The following is an 18,500-nucleotide window of genomic DNA, read 5'->3' as shown; positions in this document are numbered from 1 at the left end:
GCCGCCCTGGCCGCCGCCGGCGAGCGGGTGCGGGCCGCCGTGCGGGCGCTGCCGCTGGCCACGCAACAGCAGGTGCAGGATCTGTTCGGGCTGCTGTCGCTGGGCCCGGCGCGGCGCCTGCTGACCGGTGTCGGCGGCGGCTGGGAGCAGGCCGATCCACGCCAGGTGGCGGCCTTCCTGCAAAGCTGGCGCACGCATAGCCTCCAGACCCTGCAAGTCGCCTACCACGGCTTGCACGGCCTGATCCTGGGCGCCTGGTACGCCGATCCATCCAGCTGGGAGGCAATCGGCTATCCGGGCCCGCTCGGGGAGCTGGCGGCATGAGCGCGGTTGCCGATCCGATCCGGGCCGGGCTGGCGGCCGGCTGGCAAGTCACCGACGGCGCGCTGCTGCCAGCCGACCGGACGCTGGAGGCGGACGTGGTGATTGTCGGCAGCGGCGCCGGCGGCGGCGTCACGGCCGAGATCCTGGCGCTGTCCGGCCTCAAGGTCATCATCGTGGAGGAAGGCCCGCTCAAGTCGTCCAGCGACTTCAGGATGCGCGAGGCCGAGGCCTACCCGTCGCTGTACCAGGAGTCGGCCGCGCGCAAGACCCGGGACCAGGGCGTGACCATCCTGCAAGGCCGCGCGGTGGGCGGCGGCACCACCGTCAACTGGACCAGCAGCTTCCGCACGCCGGACAGCACGCTGCATTACTGGAACCGGCATTTCGGCCTCGGGGAGTACACGCCGGAAGCGCTGGCGCCGTGGTTCGGCCTGATGGAGGAGCGTCTCAACATCATCGACTGGCCGGTGCCGCCCAACCAGAACAACGATGTGCTGCGCCTCGGCGCCAGCAAGCTCCATATCGAGACCGGGCTGATACGGCGCAATGTCAACGGCTGCTGGAATCTCGGCTACTGCGGCATGGGTTGCCCGACCAACGCCAAGCAGTCGATGCTGGTCACCACCATCCCCTCGGCCTTGCGGCACGGCGCCACCCTGCTGACGCGGGTGCGGGCGGAGCGGTTGGTGCTGCGCGGCGAGCGCGTCACCGGGCTGGACTGCGTGGCCCTGGCCGCGGACGGCCTCAGCCCGACCGGCCGCCGCCTGACGCTGCGCGCCAGCCACTTCGTGTTGTCGGGCGGCGCCATCAACACGCCCGGCTTGCTGCTGCGCTCGATGGCGCCCGATCCGCATGGCTTGCTGGGCAAGCGTACTTTCCTGCATCCGTCGCTGGTGTCGGCGGCGGTGTTCGCGCAGCGCGTCGAGGGCTACGCCGGCGCGCCGCAGACCGTGTACTCGGACCACTTCCTGCACACCGAGCGCATCGACGGCCCGATCGGCTACAAGCTGGAGGCGCCGCCGCTGCATCCGCTGCTGGCGGCGGTCACCCTGGCCGGCTTTGGCGCCGAGCACGCGGCGCTGATGCGGCAGTTCCCGCATGTGCAGGTGCTGCTGGCGTTGCTGCGCGACGGCTTCCACCCGGACGCGCCGGGCGGCAGCGTCGGCCTGGTGGATGGCGCGCCGGTGCTGGACTACCCGTTCAGCGATTTCCTCTGGGATGGCGCGCGGCGCGCGCTGCTGAGCATGGCCGAGATCCAGTTTGCCGCCGGCGCCCGGACCGTCACGCCCACGCATGAACGGGCGCGCGCCTACCGCAGCTGGGCCGAGGCCCGGGCCGCCATCCAGGCGCTGCCGTTCAAGCTGCTGCAAACGCGGGTGGTGTCGGCCCATGTGATGGGCGGCTGCGGCATGGCGGACGACGCGCGGCTGGGGGTGACCGGCGCCAACGGCCGCTATCACGGCCTGGCCAATCTCTCGGTGCACGACGGCTCGCTGTTCCCGACCGCGATCGGCGCCAATCCGCAACTGTCGATCTACGCCATGGTGGCGCGCCTGGCCAGCGCGCTGGCGCAGGAGTTGACGGGGCGGCCGGCGGCCCGGCCCACGCCGGCATAAACGCGGTATCATGCGGTCATGATCAAGCGACTGCTGATACTGCTGCTGGTGCTGCAGGCCGTGCTCGTCGGCCTGCTGGCGACCGGACTTTATTACTGGTGGCGGCCGGCGTGGGAAGCCACGCTCAGCCCGCCGGCCACGGCGGCGTTTTATGCCGCTTGCGGGCTGCTGGCGCTGTTGCTGGTGCGCCTGCTGATCTCGGCCAACAACTTCTACCTGAGCTGGCGCGCCGGCAGCATCACGCCGCCCGCTCACGCGCTCAATCCGCTCAGCGCGGCCGGCCTGTTCTGGCACGAGTTCCATTCCTCGATGCTGACCTCGTCCTACTACATGCTGCGCCCGGTCGGCATGCAACTGGTGCCCGGCGCGCAAGGCATGCCGGTGCTGCTGATCCACGGCTACGCCTGCAACAGCGGCTACTGGCTACCGATGAGCAAGCTGCTGAAACAGGCGCGCATCAGCCATTACGGCATCGATCTCGAACCGCCGGGCGCCCCGATCGACGACTTTGTGCCGCAGGTGCGGGCGGCGGTGGAGCGCCTGCGGCGCGAGACCGGCAGCGCCCAAGTCATCCTCCTGGCGCACAGCATGGGCGGGCTGGTGGCGCGTGCCTATCTGCGCCGGCACGGCGATGCCGACATCGCGCGCGTGATCACGCTCGGCACGCCGCATCACGGCACCGCGCTGGCGCACCTGGGGCCGGGCAGCAACGCCGCGCAGATGCGGCGCGACAGCGCGTGGCTGGCCTCGCTGGCGGCATCTGAGGCAAATACGCAACGCACCCTGATCAGCTCCATCTACTCTGTCCATGACAACATCATTGCGCCGCAAGATTCCAGCGACCTGCCCGGCGCCCGCAATCTGGTGTTCGGCGCCATAGGCCACGTGGCGCTGGGCAGGCATCCGGAGGTCATGCGTTGCACCCTGCGCGAGATCGCAGCGGCGGCGCAGTGTGATTTTGTGTGAGGATTCGCGTGCCGCCTTGCTGTATGGTTAGTCCTGTGCGCGTAGCAAAAAGGCGAGGCGATGACCAGCGATTTCGGCACCCTGATCCTGAATGAGAGCCCGGATGCCGTGGTGTTGACCACCACGGATGGTGTCGTCGTCTGCTGGACCAATGGCGCGCAGGCGGTGTTTGGCTACGCCAGCGAGGAGGCCGTGGGCCGCCGCCTGGATGAATTGATCGCGCCGCCGACCGCGGGCGGCGATGGCGCCGGCGTCCTGCGGCGCACCATGGACGAGGGCGTGGCCAGCTACGAATCGATGCGCCGCGCCAAGGATGGCACGCTGGTCTACATCGACAGTTCCAGCAAGCTGGTGCGCGGCCGGGACGGCCAGCCCGACTACATCCTGTGGAGCAAAAAAGACGTCACCGCGCTCAAGGTGCTGCGCGACGCCAAGCTGGTGGAGGCGCGTTACAACGGCATCCTGGAATCCATGCCGGACGCCATCATCCTGGCCAACGCCGCCGGCCGCATCGTGCTGGCCAATTGTCAGGCCGAGCGCTTGTTCGGCTATGCCCGCGGCAGCCTGCGCGGGGTGGCGCTGGAACTGCTGATGCCGCCGCGCTTGCGCGGCGCGCACCTGGCGCACCGCGCCGGTTATGCCGCGCAGCCGCAGGTGCGGCCCATGGGCGGCGGCCGCGATCTGTACGGCCTGCGCAGCGATGGCACGGAATTTCCGGTCGAGATCAGCCTGAGCCCGATCGCGACGGAGGAGGGCACGCTGGTGATGAGCGCCATCCGCGATATCAGCGAGCGCAAGCAGTTTGAACTGACGCTACAGGAGAAAAATGTCGAGCTGGCCAAGGCGGTCGCCGCCAAGGACCGCTTCCTGGCCGGCATGTCGCATGAATTACGCACGCCGTTGAACGCGATCATCGGTTTTACAGGTACTATGTTGATGAAGTTGCCTGGACCCATTAATGACGAGCAGAATAAACAGTTGCGCATGGTCCAGAGCAGCGCGCGCCATCTGCTGTCGCTGATCAACGATTTGCTGGATTTGACCAGCATCGAATCCGGCAAGCTGGAACTGGAGATGGCGCCGCTGACCTGCCGCGCGGTGATCGATGAAGTGCTGACCTCGTTCAAGCCGCAGGCGCGCAGCAAGGGCCTGGCGCTGGAGTTCGAACCGGTGGCGCCCGACCTGACGGTGTCGAGCGACCGCCGCGCGGTGCAGCAGATCCTGATGAACCTGGTCCATAACGCGATCAAGTTCACCAACCACGGCACCGTGCTGGTGCGGCTGGCGCGGGCGGTGGTGGGGGCGCGGCCGTGCGCCACCATCAGCGTCAGCGATACCGGCATCGGCATCGGCGCCGAGCAGCGCGACGGCCTGTTCCAGGCCTTTTCGCAGCTGGACGCGACGGCGCTGCGGCAATTCGAGGGCACCGGCCTGGGCCTGCACCTGAGCCGCAAGCTGGCGTCGCTGCTGCACGGCGAGATTTTATTTGATAGCGAGTACGGCGTGGGCAGCGTGTTCACGCTGGCTCTGCCTCTGGAAGAATAACGATAAAGAAAGGGAGGGCACGCGTGTCGGCACGGATCCTGATTATCGAAGACAACGCCACCAACATGGAATTGATGGTGTACCTGCTGCGCGCGTTCGGCTACTCGCCGCTGTCGGCCAGCGATGGCGAGGCCGGCGTGGCGGCCGCCCAACGCGAGCTGCCGGACCTGATCATCTGCGATGTGCACCTGCCCAAGCTGGACGGCTATGGTGTGGTGGCCGCGCTCAAGGCCGATCCCGCCGTGCGCCACATCCCGGCGCTGGCGGTGACGGCGCTGGCCATGGTGGGCGACCGCGAGAAACTGCTGGAGGCCGGGTTCGACGGCTATATCGGCAAGCCCATCGAGCCCGACACCTTTGTCACCCAAATCGAGTCTTTTTTACAGGGGGCAGTGTCGTCCCCGGGTAAGAACGACATGGCCACGATCCTGATCGTGGACGATCACGTGCTGAACCGTGAATTCCTGATGACGCTGCTGAGCTACGGCGGCCATCGCCTGCTGGAAGCGTCCAACGGCGCCGAGGGCTTGAAAATGGTGCTGGCGGAAAAACCCGATCTGGTGATTTCCGACATCCTGATGCCGAATATGGACGGCTACGAATTCGTCACCCGCATGCACGAGCATGAGGAGACGGCCGACGTGCCGGTGATCTTCTACACCGCCACCTACCGCGAGCGCGAGGCCATGGCGGTGGCGCAGTCGTGCGGCGTGCGCTGGGTGCTGCCCAAGCCGTCCGATCCGGAGGTGATCCTGGCCACGGTGCAGGAGGCGCTGGGCCTGGCCGAGAGTCCGCCGCTGGCCGAGGGCTTGCCGGCCTTCGCGCCGGAACCGCCGCAGGAGGGGCGCTTCCATGACATCGACCACCAGGTGGCCGAGTATCTCGACGAGCTGGAGTCGAGCAGCCAGCTGATCACCCAGCTGGCCGGCGACACCGAGGAGGCGCAGTCGGAAAACCTGTCGCGCATGACGCAGCGGCTGTCGCATTCGCTGTCGAGCTTGCAGGCGGTGAGCCTGCGCCTGACCGCGCTGATCGAGCTGGGCATCGAACTGGGCGCCGAGCGCGACCCGGCCGCGCTGGTGGAGATCGGCTGCCGCGTGGCGCAGAATATCTGCGTCTCCAAGTACGCCTGCATCGGCGTGCTGGAACCGGGCGCGACCGAGCTGAGCTACTTCGCCAGCTGCGGCGCCGGCATGCCGGTGCGGCAGATCGCGCAAACCCCGCGCGCCGGCGTGCTGCGCGGCCTGCTGGACCAGCGCCTGCCGTGCCGCATCAACGACCTGAATGGCGACCCGGCCGGCATCGGCCTGCCGCCGACCCATCCGCCGGTGCATTCCTTCCTTGGCGTGCCCATCATCTCGCGCGAGCGCACCCATGGCTGGCTGTATCTGGTCGACAAGCTGGGCGCGGACGGCTTCTCCGAGGTGGACGAGCGCGTGGCCGGCACGGTGGCGGCGCAAGTGGCGGTGGCGTTTGAAAACCTGCTGCTGTACGAGGAAATCAAGCGCCACCACGCCCAGCTGACGCTGGACATGAACGCCCGCATCCGCCTGGACGAAGACCTGCGCCGCTTCCGCCTGGCGATGGACGCCACCGCCGACGCCATCTTCCTGGTCGACCGCGCCGGCATGTGCTTTGTCGACGTCAACGTCACCGCCTGCCGCATGCTGGGCTTCGAGCGCGACGACTTCCTCAAGGTCGGCCCCAACCGCTCGCTGGAGGGCGACCTGCACAAGCTGGAGGAACTGTACGACAAGCTGCTGGCCGGCGACCAGAGCGGCGCCATGGCCGAGTTGCTGCTGCAATGCAAGGATGGCTCGGCGCTGGCGGTGGAGGTGCAGCGCCGCACCCTGCGCTCCGGCGCCAGCTGGATCCTGGTGGCGGTGGCGCGCGACATCACCGAGCGCAAGGAGGCCGAGCAGCGCCTGCTCAAGCTGGCCCACTTCGATACCCTGACCGGGCTGCCCAACCGCAGCCAGTTCTACGATTCGCTGGCGCACTCGCTGCGCCAGGCGGAGGAACACAAGTGGTCGCTGGCGGTGCTGTTCCTCGACGTCGACCGCTTCAAGAACGTCAACGACACGCTGGGCCACACCATCGGCGACGAGCTGCTGCGCCAGTTCTCCTCGCGCCTGGTCGATTGCCTGCGCGTGCGCGACACCATCGGGCGCTTTGGCGGCGACGAGTTTGCCGCCATCCTGATGCTGCCGGACGGCGCCCAGAACGCGATCGCGGTGGTCGATAAAATCCGCGACGCGCTGCGCCGGCCGTTCGACCTGAAGGGCCACGAGGTGACGGTGACGGCCAGCATCGGCATCGCCGTCTATCCGGACGACGGCGCCGAGCCCGACACCCTGATCCAGTACGCCGACACCGCCATGTACCGCGCCAAGGAGGCCGGGCGCGACGCCTTCCGCTTCTTCACCGCCGAGATGAACGCGCAATCGTTGGCGCGGCTGGACCTGGAAAACGCCCTGCGGCGCGCCATCGAGAACGAGGAATTCGTGCTGCACTTCCAGCCCAAGGTGCACATCGACAGCGGCCGCATCAGCGGCGCCGAGGCGCTGATCCGCTGGCAGCGGCCGGGGCACGGCATGGTGTCGCCGGCGTTGTTCATTCCACTGCTGGAGGAGACCGGGCTGATCGTGCGGGTCGGCACCTGGGTGATCCACGAAGCCTGCCGCAAGATCGCCCACTGGCACAAGACCAACGCCGGCGACGTGCATTTGTCGGTCAACGTCTCGGGCATCCAGTTCTTTGTGGGCGGGCTGGAGGAGGAGGTGCTCAAGGCGATCCGCGAGCACGGCATCGCGCCGGAATTGCTGGAGCTGGAACTGACCGAAAGCTCGCTGATGTCGAACGCGGAAGAAACCATCAGCGTGCTGCAAAACCTGAAGGCGCTGGGGATTCAGATCTCGATCGACGACTTCGGCACCGGCTATTCCTCGCTGGCGTATCTGAAGCGCTTCCCGATCGACAAGCTGAAAATCGACATCGCCTTTGTGCGCGAGGTGACCAGCAATCCGGACGATGCCGCGATCGTGCTGGCCATCATCAACATGGCGCACAGCCTCAAGCTGAACGTGATCGCCGAAGGCGTGGAAAAAGACGCGCAGCTGTCCTACCTGCGGCGCCATGGCTGCGACGAGATGCAGGGCTACTATTTCAGCCGTCCGCTGCCGGAGCAGGACTTCGAGGCCATGCTGCGCGAAGGGCGCCGCATGCAGGCGCCGGTGCACGAAGCGGTGGCCGATCAGCAGACCTTGCTGATCGTCGACGACGACGCCTTCATGCTGGATGTGCTGACCGACTTCCTGTCGCAGGACGGCTACCGCATCCTGACCGCGCAGACCGCGGCCGAAGGCTTCGACATCCTGGCGCGGCACCGGGTGCAGGTGATCCTGTGCGACCAGTGCATGCCGCTGATGAGCGGGACCGAGTTCATGGAGCGGGTGAAAAACCTGTGCCCGGACACCTTCCGCATCATGCTGTCGGCCTATGCCGACCTGACGCCGATCATGGCCGCCATCAACCACGGCGCCATCGACCGCTTCTACACCAAGCCGTGGAAGGGCGCGGTCCTGCGGGAAAACATCCGCGAAGGCTTCCGCCTCCAGGCCCAGCTGCACGGCGGCCCGGCCGCCGCGCGCGAAAGCGCCAAGGTCCCCGGCTGAGGCGCGGCATTTTGCATGGGTGACAAAAGAAGAGTGTAAAGTTTATAATTTCCCTGAGTAAACTATTCTTTTGTGGCTATGCGGTTTCTTCGTTGTGCCAGCGCGATGGCGTTGGCTGTCATTTCTCTTGTTGCGCCAGCTGCGCCCTTGACCATTGAGCAGGCGATTCAGCCGTCGGGCGCGAAAAGCGTCAGCTTATCGCCGGATGGCAAGCACGTCGCCATTGTGTTTTTCAATGGCTATGTTCACGAATTGCAGCTTTACGATACGGCCACGGAAGAAAGCAAGGTGCTGTCATCCAGCCAACATGTTACCGAAGGATTTTGGCGCTTTATCAAGGCTCCGCGCGAAGTCACTTGGGCAGGCAATGATTTGCTTGCGGTTGATTATGGCGTCGAAGCCGAATCAATTAACCTCAACGGCAAGAAGGTGGCAGACCTGGGGGAGGAGGTGATTGGCCGGGCGGAGCGGGACAAGCCTGATTCACCGTGGTTGTTGGTGTACACCGATTTGGAAGACGGTGAAATCGCCAAGGTCAATGCGCGTACCGGTGAACGGAAGACGATCAGCTACCCCAAGGGGAAAGTGATCAGTTGGGCGTTTGACCGCGGCGGCGAATTGCGTGCTGTCTCGCTGGTCAACTCGGCGTTCTGGCGGGACGTCTCCACGGTCAGCAATTGGTATCGTCCCTCAGGCGACGCTGAATGGCAGAAACTTACGCAGTTCGGCATTGGGGACGATTACTGGGTGCCGATGTTTGTGCCGGACGAGCCCCATACACTAGCGATCTCGTCGCGTATAGGCCGCGACACCTATGCTGTCTTCAGTTACGACACCGAGCGCCGTCAGATCGGCGAGATGATGGCCGGCCACCCCACACAGGATATCCTGAGTGTCTCCGGTCTCGACCAATCGGCGTTTGAGCGCGTCAGTACGCGCGGCATGCGTACCGAGCACGTCTGGTTGGATCCAGTGTGGGCAGGCGTGCAGGACTCGGTAAACCAGGTGCTGCCCGATCGCATCAACATCCTGAGCGGCGATCCGCGCGGCAAAGTGCTGGTGTACTCGTACAGTGACGTCGAGCCTGGTGCCTGGCATCTGCTGGATATGGCCAAGGGGCAGATACGTCGACTGGCGTCGCGTGTCAAGTCCGCCGCGGGGGCTGACATGCGGCCGATGGAAATCATGCAGTATGCTGCCGATGACGGTACCAAAGTGCCGGCCTTCCTGACGCGCCCAGCCAGCGGCGCGCTTGGCACGCCGTTGGTGGTACTGATTCATGGCGGCCCGAGGGTACGTGACTATTGGCAATGGAATCCGGAGGTGCAGATTCTTGCGGGGCATGGCTATGCAGTGTTTCAGCCACAGTTTCGCGGCTCCAGCGGGTTCGGCAAGCGCTTTGAGGAGGCTGGCTTTGGGCAGTGGGGATTGGCGATGCAGGACGATATCACGGCCGGCGTGCGGGAGTTGATCCGCCAAGGCATCGCAGACCCCAAGCGCATCTGCATTGTTGGCGCCAGCTATGGCGGCTATGCCGCCTTGTGGGGGCTGGTGAAGACACCGGAACTGTACCAGTGTGGCGTCAGCTTCGCCGGTGTGGTCGACATCGGATACATGCTCAACGATCGTTCGGATGCCGCCGGTGACAAGGTCACGCGCGAATTGCGGCTCACGCGGGTCGGTGACGCGCGGACCAATCCGGAAAAATTTGATCAAGTATCGCCACTCAAGCAAGCCAGCCGCATTATGGCGCCGGTGTTGCTGATGCACGGCGAGGACGGCCGGCGTGTGCCGATTGCGCATGGTGAGAAGATGAAAAAGGCGCTGGAGGCAGCGGGCAAACACGTGGAGTGGCTGGCTTTTGAAAATGAAGGTCACGGCCTGCGCTATATCGTCAATGAAAAAAAGTACTTCCAAACCATGCTGGCCTTCCTCGACAAACATCTCGGCAAAAAGGAAGTCGACGCTACGTCCAAGTAAATACTTGAGGTAATATCGGGCGCATGAACCTGATCCGTCTCGTGTGCGCCTTGAGCTTGCTGCTGGCCGGCGCGGTGCACGCTGCGCCGTTGAAAATCTACGGCATGGAGAGCAAGCCGGTCAGTTTCCAGAACGGCCCGCGGCCCGATGGCTTTGCCGTTGAGCTGGCCCGCGCCATTCAGGAGCGGCTGGGGCAGCACGATCCGATCGAGATCGTTCCCTGGGCGCGCGCCAACACGCTGGCGGTAGCCGGCCCCGGCGTGATGCTGCTGTCCATCGTGCGCACCACCGAGCGCGCCCGCAACATGGAGTTTGTCGGCCCTATTTTTAGCACCCGCGTGACGGCGTTCGCGCTCAAGGGCCAGGCGGCCGAATGGCAGCGGCAAAACGTCGATCCGCGCCAGCTGCGCGCCGGCGCCCGCCGCGGCAGCATTTTCGTCAGCCTGCCGCGCGCGCGGGGCTACAAGGTGCTGGACGAAACCAATACCTCCGAAACCGCGGCCAAGATGCTGATGAACCATCGCTTCGACCTTTGGTTCGATGGCGAGGAGCTGTATGTCGATGCGCTGCGCCGCGCCGGCTATCCGCCCACCGAGGTGGAGGTGGCGTTCCGGCTGGACCAGGTGGAGGTGAGTTTTGCTTTTTCCCGTGGCACGCCGGCCGCCATCATCCAGGCCTGGGACAGCGCGTTGCGCGACATGAAGCGCGACGGCAGTTTCGTCAGGCTGCACCGCAAGTGGATGCAGCCGCACCAGATGCCGGCCGATGTGCTCTTGCCGCATTAGTAACCATTCTCTAGAACGGCTCGGCTAGAATAAAATATCGGCAAACAGCACTCATGGGATGGAAATGGCTAAGAAGTTGAAGAAGAACGACGACCAGCAACTGGATGCGGTGCGCATGTCGTCGCAAGAGATCTGGCAGGCCGGCCTGGCCGCTTTCGCCAAGGCGCAGGAAGATGAGGGCAAGTTCTTTTCCATGCAGCTGTTCGAGGAGCGCGTGCTGCGCGCCCTCAGCTCCATCGGCGTGCCGACCCGGCAGGAGATCGATGCCCTGAACCAGCGCATCGACGTGCTGACCAAGCAGGTGGCCGCGTTGTCCGGCAAGGCGGTTGCCAAAAAGGCAGCGCCCAAGGAGGCCGCGAAGCAGCCCGCCGCCAAGAAGTCCCCCGCCAAAAAGCCGGCCGCGAAAAAGGCTAAATAACGGCATCTCCGCGCTAAGTGCGCGTAAAAGCATGCGTGGGTGTTCCTCTGTGATGAGCATCGGTGTTATGCTTGCACGAGAATAAACAGAGGTCTCCTTGCTATGCTACAAAAAGCCCCCCGCCGTACCCGCGAACGCATATTAGAGCTGTCTTTGCGCTTGTTTAATGAGTTCGGCGAGCCCAATATCACCACCACGGTGATCGCCGAAGAGATGAATATCTCGCCGGGGAATCTGTACTACCATTTCCGTAACAAGGACGATATCGTCAACTCGATCTTCGTCCAGTTCGAGGCCGAGATCGAGCGCATCCTGACCGTGCCGAACGGCCGCCGCTCCAACATCGAGGACGTGTGGCTGTACCTGCACCTGATGTTTGAACTGATCTGGCGCTATCGCTTCTTCTACCGCGATCTGAACGATCTGCTGTCGCGCAACCGCAAGCTGGAACTGCACTTCAAGCAGATCCTCGCGCACAAGATCAAGGTCGCCAAGCAGCTGTGCGAAGACCTGCGCAGCGAGAAGTCGCTGGAAGCCTCCGACACCGCCATCGACGCCATGGCCACCAACATGGTGGTGGTGGCGACCTATTGGCTGTCCTACGAATACGTGCGCAATCCGCGCAAGTACAGCGAGCAGCAGTCGATGGCCGATGCGCTGGCGCGCGGCTGTTATCAGGTGCTGTCGCAGATCGGTCCTTATCTGCGCAATGAAACCAGCCTGCTGTTCCAGAAACTGTCCGAAGAATACCTGAAGAAGTTGAAGTAGAACCGGAGGCCTCATGGCGTGGACCCCTTTCCCGTATCCCGATCCAGCTTATCGCTACACGCCGGAGAGCCTGCAAGCGGCATGGCCGCAACTGCATGCGGGCGACCGTGAGGCTTTCCCCACCCATCCTGCGCTGGTGCAGGCCTGGATCGCCTTCCATGCCGGCGAATTTGAGCGGGCCGCGCGACTGGGGCTGGACGTGGGCGTGAACGGTTACGCGGTGGCGCACAAGGCCATCTGCATGCACACCAATTATCTGGAGCCGAATGACAAGAAGCGCCTGGCCACGTTTGAATGCGTGGCCGAGCGCTGCGAGCGGCAGCAACTGGAGCAGCCGGATAATCCGGCCGGCTACTACTGGCATGCTTATGCGCTGGGCCAGTATTCGCAAGGGATTTCGGTGGTGAAGGCGCTGGCGCAAGGCTTGGGCGCCAAGGTGAAACGCAGTCTCGATATGGCGATCAAGCTGGCGCCGCAGCGCGCTGACGCGCATACGGCCATGGGGGTGTATCACGCCGAGATTCTGGACAAGGTGGGCGCGGTGCTGGCCGGCCTGACCTACGGCGTAAAGAAGGAAGAAGCCTACCGCCAGTTCGAGGAGGCGCTCAGGCTGAATCCCGATTCGGCCATCGTCCGCATCCAGTACGCGCGCGCCTTGCAGATGCTGGACAAGAAGGCCAAGGTGGCGCAAGCCATCGAGTTGTACCGGCAGGCCGCCTGCTGTAACGTGCGCGACGCCACCGAGCGGCTGGACCAGGCGGCGGCGCAAAAAGAACTGGAAGAGGAAAAATCAGGTGGTTAAGTCGATTTGTGTGTACTGCGGCGCCAATCCGGGCGCATCCCCACGCTTTGCGGAAGAAGCACGCGCGCTGGCGCGGGCGCTGGTGGATCGCAATCTGTCGCTGGTCTACGGCGGCGGCAAGGTTGGTTTGATGGGCGTGATCGCCGATGAAGTGCTGCGTCTCGGCGGCGAAGTCACCGGCGTGATTCCGACCGCGCTGGTCGAGCGCGAAGTAGGGCACACCGGCCTGACGCGCCAGTTCATCGTCAAGGATATGCACGAGCGCAAAGCCATGATGGCGCAACTGGCGGATGGTTTCATCGCCATGCCGGGCGGCCTCGGTACGCTGGAAGAATTGTTCGAGATGCTGACCTGGGCGCAACTGGGCATCCATTCCAAGCCGATAGGCCTGTTGAACGTCGACGGTTATTACGATGGCCTGGTGAGCTTTGTGCGCCACGCCACCGAGCAGGAACTGGTGCGTCCGCAGCACGCGGCGCTGATGATGGTGGAAAGCGACGGCGAGGCGCTGCTGCGCCGCATGGCTTAAAGCTGCGCCGGCGTCCAGTGGCCCGCCACGCGGGCCAGCGCCTCCAGATAGTAGTAGTCCCCCCACAGCATGGCTTCATCCACGCCCAGATTGGCGGCGCGGTGATACACGCCATGGCGCAGCAGGCCGCCGCTGGCCGGATATTCGCCGGCGCACTGCTGGCTTAAGGCTTCCAGCAGATCCAGCGCCTGCGCGTGATAGTGCTGGCGCTGCGCGCCTTGCGGCAACTGCGCCGCGATCTCCAGCAAGCCGCAGACGGCGATGGCGACGGCCGAACTGTCGCGCGGCTCGCCGCTATCGTGCGCCAGGCTCAGGTCCCACAAGGCGATGCGGTCCGGCGGCAGGTGGGCCAGGAAGTGGTCGGCCAGCCGCATGGCGTCCGTCAGCAGGTGCATGTCCGGCACATGGCGATGATTGAGCGCGAAGCCATACACGCCCCAGGCTTGCCCGCGCGCCCAGCATGAGTCGTCGGCCAGCCCTTGATGGGTGGAGGGCCGTAGCGGCGCGCCGGTCTCCGCGTCGAAATGATAGGTGTGATACGTGCTGCCGTTCGGCCGCACCAGATGCTCGCGCGTGCGTTGCAGGTGGCTGCGCGCCACTTCGGTGCAGGCCCGGTCGCCGCTGGCGCGCGCGGCCCAGTGCAGCAGCGGCAGATTCATGATGCCGTCGATGATGACGCGGCCGCGCTGCGCCGCATCGCCCATGGTTCCCCACGACTGAATCACGCCGGCGCCCGGCAGAAAGCGTGACAGCAGGCGCTGTGCCGCGCGCAAGGTGGCCGCGTGCGCGCCCGGCTGGCCGGTGAGATGATGGGCGGCGCCGCAACTCAGCATATAGAGAAATCCCAGATCATGGTGTTCAAGGTCCACGCCTTGCTCCACGCGCTCCATGAAACTGTCGGTTTGCCGTTCCGCCGCCGCGCGCCAGTGCTGCTGACCGGTGAGGGCGTGCGCCAGCCATAGCTGCCCGGTCCAGAACCCGGTGGTCCAGCCGACGTTGGCGCCCGGCGGAGCGCCATTCAGCTGGCGTGGCCGATAGTGCTGGCCGATGCTGGTGTCGCCGGGGAAGGCGGCGGGACCGAGCGTATTCAAGGTGTGTTCCAGCTGGTGCAGGGCCAAGTTCAGGGCGCGAGCAGTCATGGGTAGCGTATTTATGATCGATGGGAGTTAACGTTACCATGCAATCGGACCTGTGCGCAACACGCCTGCCGCCCATCCGTCCAAAAACGCTTCACAATCTGAAAAATTGTGTGGTATCGTTAACCTATCAACTCATGAAGGAGACGGTTTTGAAAACGACGATTTCGATCCTGGCCGCCATCTGCGCCGGTTTTTCCTTGCTGATGCCGGCCGTGGCGGCGCAAGCGCCGGCACCCGCACCGGCCGCCGTGCTGGCCGTGATGGAGAAAGCCGCCAACTGGCAGCTGGCGCATCCCACCGGCTATCCCGCCGATGACTGGACCGAGGCGGTGGGCGATGCCGGCTTCATGGCGCTGGCCGGCGTCTCCGGCAATCCGGTGTACCGCGACGCCATGCTGGCCATGGGGCGCGGCAACCGCTGGCGCCTTGGTCCCAGCCTGTATCACGCGGACGATCAGGCGGTGGGCCAGACTTACGCCGAGCTGTATCAGCAGCTGCGCGACCCGGCCATGATCGCGCCGATGCGCGTGCAGTTCGATGGCATCATCGCGGAGCCGCGCGATGGCACGCTGGATTTCCTGAAGCCTGGCGTGTTGATGCGCTGGTCGTGGTGCGATTCATTGTTCATGGGCCCACCGGCGTGGGCACGCCTCACATCCGTGACTGGCGATGCGCGCTATCTTGAATTCGCGATTGAGCGCTGGTGGAAGACCTCGGACTATTTGTACGACCAGCAGGAGCACTTGTATTACCGCGACAGCCGTTACTTCAAGCAGCGCGAAGCCAATGGCAGGAAGGTATTCTGGGGACGCGGCAACGGCTGGGTGCTGGGCGGCCTGGCGCGCATGATGCAGTATGTGCCGGCCAATCATCCCGCGTATCCGCGCTTTGTACAGCAGTACCGCGAGATGTCGGAGCGCCTGCTGGCCTTGCAGCAGCCGGATGGCTTATGGCGCGCCAGCCTGCTCGATCCGGCCAGCTATCCGTCCAAGGACACCAGCGGCACTGGCTTGTACACCTACGGCCTGGTGTGGGGCGTGAACCAGGGCCTGCTGCCGAAGGATAAATATGGGCCGGCCGTCAAGCGCGCGTGGCAGGCGCTGGCCGCCAGTGTCACGGCCGAGGGCAAGCTGACCCACGTGCAACCTATCGGCGCCGATCCCAAACACTTCGATCCTGAGTCGACCGATGTATTCGCGGTGGGCGCGTTCCTGATGGCGGGCAGCGAAATGTACCGCATGGGATTGGAGGAGGCTAGTGCGCCGCGCGTGGTCACGGCGGTCAACAGCGCCGCCTCCTATCATCTGGAGAAGGTGGTGGACGCGGAAGGCGGCGAGGTGGCGGTGATGGATGCGCTGACATCGCGCGTGCTACCATCGCAAGCCACTGCCCAAGGCGTGCGGTTCCACGCCGACTTCGCACCGAACGAGACGCGCCGCTTCCTGCTGTTCCCGCGCAAGGCGCTGCCGGCCACGCCGCCGGTTCACTAAGGAGAATCGAGCATGCGCCTGATACGCAAGTCCTTGCTGGCTGCCGCCGTGGCCAGCGTGCTGCTGGCCGCTCCCGCCGGCGCCGCCGACGCATTCGATGCGCTGCGCGCGCGCTGGCAGGAGCAACTGGTCGGCGCATCCACGCTGGACCGCGGCGACCCTGATGTAACGGCGCAGTTGCAAGCGCGCGCACAATCGGTACAAGGCTGGCTGGCGCGCATGCATGCCGCGCCGGACACGGACCGTTTGTGGGACGACGCTGCCGGCTTCAGCGATCCCAAAGGCTTGCTGGCTTCCGCCGCCGTCACAGCCAATGCCTTGCGCTTGCGGCAGATGGCGCTGGCGTATGCCACGCCGGGATCTTCGCTGTATCGCGATGCGGCGCTGGGCAAGGCCACGCTGGCCGGGCTGGACTGGCTGGTACAGCATCACTACCGCGCCGGCAAGCCGCCCATCGGCAATTGGTGGGACTGGCAAATCGGCACGCCGCTGTATGTGTTGGATGTGTTAAGCCTGATGCATGCGGAAACCTCGGACGCGCTGCGTGCGCGCACGCTGGCTGTGGTGAATTACTATGTGCCCGATCCGCGTTATCGCACGCGCGGCGATGGCAGCCTGGGTGAAGCGGAAACCGGCGCCAATCTGCTGGACAAGGCGCTGGCCGGCATCCTCAGCGGCATGCTGGCGCGCGATGAAAAGCGCGTGGCGGCGAGCCGCGACGCCATCAGTCCCGCGCTGGCGTTGACGGAGCAGGGCGACGGTTTCTATCGCGACGGTTCCTTTGTGCAGCACACTTATGTGCCTTACACCGGCAGCTACGGCGCTGTGGCGCTGGCCGATTTCTCGCGGCTGGTGCGGCTGTTGTCCGGCTCCGCGTGGCCGATCACCGATCCGCATCTGACCAATGTCTTCCTGTGGGCGCGCGACAGTTATGCGCCGTGGTTTATCGACGGCGCCATGCCGGACGCGGTACGCGGCCGCAAGATCGCTACGCCGACGCAAACCGAACACTCGGTGGGACGCAGCATGATCGCGTATCTGGCGGTGTTGGCGGAATCCGCGCCGCCGGCCGATGCGGCCGCGCTGCGCTCGACGATCAAGGGGCAGATGGCGCGTGACCGCAGTTTCGGTGCGCGCTATCTGGCTGCGCCGAGCGGCGTCGGTACGTCTGGCTTGTCGCTGTACGAACTTGGTTTGTTGAAGAAGATTGCCGGCGATCCGGCCATCATCGCGGCGCCCGAGCCGCAAGGCGCGCGTCTGTACGCGGCCATGGATCGTGCCATCCTGCGCGGGCAGGGCTATGCGGCTGTGCTGAACATGGCGTCGCCGCGCATGTCGTCCTTTGAGTCGGGCAATGGCGAGAATCTGCGCGCGTGGTGGACGGGCATGGGCATGCTGTCCTTGTACACCGCCGACCAGACACAGTTTGGCGGCGAGTTCTGGGCCACGGTCGACAGCCTGCGCCTGCCCGGCACCACCACGGACCGCAGCGATGGCGGCCGTCCGGTGGCGTGGAAAATGTATCCGAATACCGAGAGCTGGGTCGGCGGCGCCACGCAAGGCAGCTATGCGGCGCTGGGCATGGCGTTCAGCCTGCGCGAGGTGACCGGCTCGCCGCTGCAAGGCAAGAAGTCGTGGTTCCTGCTGGGCGACCGCATTCTGGCGCTGGGCGCGGAGATCAGCGACGGCCAGGGCGCGGTGGAGACGGTGGTGGAGAACCGCAAGCTTGGTGATGTGCGGGCGCGGTTGGTGGTGGACGGCGCGCCGCTGGAGAATGGCCGCAAGGCCACGGCGCGCTGGGCCCATCTGCGCGACGCGCTTGCTGGCAGCAGCGTCGGCTACGTTTTCCCGCAAGGTGCGGACATCGTCACGGAGCGCGCGGAACGCGGTGGCGCCTGGCGTGCGCTGAATGACCAGCAGAGCGACAAGGAGGTTCGCGCATCGTTCCAGACGCTGTCGATACCGAACGGGGCGTCGCGCAGCTATGCTTACATGCTGTTGCCCGCCGCCAGCGAAGCGGCGACCGCGCAAGCCGCGCGTGATCCAGGTCTGCGCATTGAGGCCAATGATGGCCGTGCCGCCGCCGTGACGGATACGCGCGCCAGGGTTTACGCGGCCAATCTGTGGCAGGCGGGCAGCGCGCCACGCGGCGGCCAGCCGTACGTCAGCGCGACCGGGCCGCTGGCGGTTGTCGTGGCCGAAGCAGGCGCCGATGCGTGGGCGGGCGGGCAGTTGCGCATCTCTGCCGCCGATCCGACGCAAAAGCAGCAGGCGGTGGAACTGACGGTCGCCCGTCCGGTTGGCGCGCTGCTGTCGGCATCGCCCGGTGTGACGGTGCTGGCGACCGCGCCGCGGCTACGTTTGCGCATCGATACCGCGCGCGCGGCGGGCAGCGGCCACAGCGCCACGTTCGCCCTGCCACTTGCTCCCGGAGGCAAGTGACGGTATCGTTATCACCGTAATC

The 18,500-nt window shown here is 65.3% G+C and carries 13 protein-coding genes and 1 pseudogene; 13 read left to right on the top strand and 1 reads right to left on the bottom strand.

The window, feature by feature from the left end:
* The 11 genes and pseudogenes from GM676_RS31615 to GM676_RS25765 all read left to right on the top strand — a co-directional run.
* Window positions 1-324: pseudogene (locus tag GM676_RS31615) on the top strand (hypothetical protein); the annotation flags it as partial.
* Complete coding sequence (locus GM676_RS25810; protein ID WP_155467069.1) at window positions 321-1,940, top strand: GMC family oxidoreductase; 1,620 nt, start codon at window positions 321-323, stop codon at window positions 1,938-1,940. The pseudogene GM676_RS31615 and the gene GM676_RS25810, both read left to right, overlap by 4 nt.
* An 18-nt stretch (window positions 1,941-1,958) precedes the next feature.
* Window positions 1,959-2,906, top strand: a complete 948-nt coding sequence (locus tag GM676_RS25805) for an esterase/lipase family protein (RefSeq protein ID WP_155467068.1) — start codon at window positions 1,959-1,961, stop codon at window positions 2,904-2,906.
* A gap of 60 nt (window positions 2,907-2,966) precedes the next feature.
* The gene (locus GM676_RS25800) at window positions 2,967-4,451 is read left to right on the top strand and encodes a PAS domain-containing sensor histidine kinase (protein ID WP_155467067.1); all 1,485 of its coding nucleotides are present in this window, start codon (window positions 2,967-2,969) and stop codon (window positions 4,449-4,451) included.
* A gap of 23 nt (window positions 4,452-4,474) precedes the next feature.
* Complete coding sequence (locus GM676_RS25795; RefSeq protein WP_371866375.1) at window positions 4,475-8,125, top strand: EAL domain-containing protein; 3,651 nt, start codon at window positions 4,475-4,477, stop codon at window positions 8,123-8,125.
* A gap of 147 nt (window positions 8,126-8,272) precedes the next feature.
* Window positions 8,273-10,105: an alpha/beta hydrolase family protein gene (locus GM676_RS25790; protein ID WP_229262867.1), complete on the top strand. Its 1,833-nt coding sequence runs from the start codon at window positions 8,273-8,275 to the stop codon at window positions 10,103-10,105.
* 23 nt (window positions 10,106-10,128) lie between these two features.
* Entirely contained in the window at window positions 10,129-10,890 is a 762-nt protein-coding gene (locus GM676_RS25785; RefSeq protein ID WP_229262866.1) for a substrate-binding periplasmic protein, read from the top strand.
* Between the two features lie 64 nt (window positions 10,891-10,954).
* Complete coding sequence (locus tag GM676_RS25780) at window positions 10,955-11,308, top strand: phasin family protein (protein WP_155467065.1); 354 nt, start codon at window positions 10,955-10,957, stop codon at window positions 11,306-11,308.
* Between the two features lie 102 nt (window positions 11,309-11,410).
* On the top strand, window positions 11,411-12,076 hold the full coding sequence (locus tag GM676_RS25775; RefSeq protein ID WP_008446927.1) for a TetR/AcrR family transcriptional regulator: 666 nt from the start codon (window positions 11,411-11,413) through the stop codon (window positions 12,074-12,076).
* Between the two features lie 13 nt (window positions 12,077-12,089).
* A complete protein-coding gene (locus GM676_RS25770; protein WP_155467064.1) occupies window positions 12,090-12,878 on the top strand; it encodes a tetratricopeptide repeat protein in 789 nt (262 codons plus the stop codon).
* Window positions 12,871-13,407, top strand: coding sequence for an LOG family protein (locus GM676_RS25765; RefSeq protein ID WP_371866374.1), 537 nt, complete (start codon window positions 12,871-12,873; stop codon window positions 13,405-13,407). The genes GM676_RS25770 and GM676_RS25765 overlap by 8 nt, the downstream gene beginning before the upstream one ends.
* On the opposite strand, the gene GM676_RS25760 is transcribed toward GM676_RS25765, so the two are convergent.
* On the bottom strand, window positions 13,404-14,546 hold the full coding sequence (locus GM676_RS25760; protein ID WP_155467063.1) for a glycoside hydrolase family 88 protein: 1,143 nt from the start codon (window positions 14,544-14,546) through the stop codon (window positions 13,404-13,406). The genes GM676_RS25765 and GM676_RS25760 overlap by 4 nt on opposite strands.
* 149 nt (window positions 14,547-14,695) lie before the next feature.
* Between GM676_RS25760 and GM676_RS25755 the strand changes: the two genes are divergently transcribed.
* On the top strand, window positions 14,696-16,036 hold the full coding sequence (locus GM676_RS25755; protein WP_170304362.1) for a glycoside hydrolase family 88/105 protein: 1,341 nt from the start codon (window positions 14,696-14,698) through the stop codon (window positions 16,034-16,036).
* Window positions 16,037-16,048: 12 nt separating this feature from the next.
* Entirely contained in the window at window positions 16,049-18,478 is a 2,430-nt protein-coding gene (locus GM676_RS25750; protein WP_155467061.1) for a polysaccharide lyase 8 family protein, read from the top strand.
* Window positions 18,479-18,500: the final 22 nt, after the last annotated feature.

This window comes from Duganella radicis, from assembly GCF_009720825.1.
GTDB lineage: Bacteria > Pseudomonadota > Gammaproteobacteria > Burkholderiales > Burkholderiaceae_D > Rugamonas > Rugamonas radicis.
The sequence above is the reverse complement of the archived record's forward strand: the minus strand, read 5'-3'. Positions and strand labels throughout refer to the sequence as shown.

Coding starts and splice junctions, on each gene's coding strand:
- GM676_RS25750 (WP_155467061.1), top strand. CDS start 16,049: ATGCGCCTGATACGCAAGTCCTTGCTGGCTGCCGCCGTGGCCAGCGTG.
- GM676_RS25760 (WP_155467063.1), bottom strand. CDS start 14,546: ATGACTGCTCGCGCCCTGAACTTGGCCCTGCACCAGCTGGAACACACC.
- GM676_RS25805 (WP_155467068.1), top strand. CDS start 1,959: ATGATCAAGCGACTGCTGATACTGCTGCTGGTGCTGCAGGCCGTGCTC.
- GM676_RS25785 (WP_229262866.1), top strand. CDS start 10,129: ATGAACCTGATCCGTCTCGTGTGCGCCTTGAGCTTGCTGCTGGCCGGC.
- GM676_RS25800 (WP_155467067.1), top strand. CDS start 2,967: ATGACCAGCGATTTCGGCACCCTGATCCTGAATGAGAGCCCGGATGCC.
- GM676_RS25780 (WP_155467065.1), top strand. CDS start 10,955: ATGGCTAAGAAGTTGAAGAAGAACGACGACCAGCAACTGGATGCGGTG.
- GM676_RS25810 (WP_155467069.1), top strand. CDS start 321: ATGAGCGCGGTTGCCGATCCGATCCGGGCCGGGCTGGCGGCCGGCTGG.
- GM676_RS25775 (WP_008446927.1), top strand. CDS start 11,411: ATGCTACAAAAAGCCCCCCGCCGTACCCGCGAACGCATATTAGAGCTG.
- GM676_RS25770 (WP_155467064.1), top strand. CDS start 12,090: ATGGCGTGGACCCCTTTCCCGTATCCCGATCCAGCTTATCGCTACACG.